The 864-nt window shown below is 68.6% G+C and carries 1 protein-coding gene; it reads left to right on the top strand.

Translation table 11 applies throughout. The features are described 5' to 3' along the window. Position 1: 1 nt before the first annotated feature. Positions 2-864 (top strand): integrase core domain-containing protein (locus NKH12_RS30455; protein ID WP_352956486.1); only part of this gene is annotated, 863 nt, incomplete at its 3' end.

The raw sequence follows: 864 nt of genomic DNA, 5'->3' as shown, positions 1-864 counted from the left end.
CCTGGCGGGTGATGAGACGATGACGCAGCTGTGTGCTGAGTTCGGGGTGTCGCGCAAGATCGGCTACAAATGGCTGGGACGCTACCGGGAGTTCGGCCCGGAAGGCCTGCATGACCTGCCGCGGGCGCCGCTCAATCATGGCCGGGCGACGGCCATGGATCTGGTGGAGCGGATCGTTGCGGCGAAGGAGACGCACCCGCTGTGGGGGCCGAAGAAGATCATGGCGCGGCTCAAGCGCACCGCTCCCGAGTTGGCCTGGCCGTCGGCCTCGACGGCTGGTGCAATCCTTGCGCGGCACGGGCTTGTCAGCGTCCGCAAGCGGGCACGTCTGCGGGCCTGTGGCAACGGACCATGGCCGCAAGCCGAGGAGCCGAACGCGGTGTGGACGGGCGATCACAAGGGTTGGTTCCGCACCCGTGACGGGTGGCGCTGCGAACCGTTGACGGTGATGGATGCGTCGAGCCGCTACCTTCTGGCGCTCGAAGCGACGGGCTCGACGGCGGACGAGGAGGCCTGGCCGGTGTTCGAGCGGCTGTTTGAGGCGCATGGCCTGCCGGATCGGCTCAGAAGCGACAATGGCCCGCCCTTCGCGTCGGCCGGCGTCACCGGGCTGACGCCGCTTTCGGTGCGCTTCATCAAGCTCGGCATCACGCTGGAGCGGATCGCGCCCGGCAAGCCGCAGCAGAACGGACGGCATGAGCGCTTCCACCTGACCATGCTGCCGCTGGCCAAGGCGCCGGAGGCCGACAGAATGGCCCAGGGCCAGGCTTTCGAGGCCTTCCGGCATAGCTACAATGAGGAGCGTCCGCATGAGGCGCTGGCCATGGACACCCCGGCGCAGCATTACCGCTCCTCGCCGCGCGC

Source organism: Mesorhizobium sp. M1322, assembly GCF_040318085.1.
In the GTDB taxonomy this organism is placed as follows: Bacteria; Pseudomonadota; Alphaproteobacteria; order Rhizobiales; family Rhizobiaceae; genus Mesorhizobium.
Note: the sequence above shows the minus strand (reverse complement) of the source record. Positions and strands in the feature narration are given on the sequence as shown.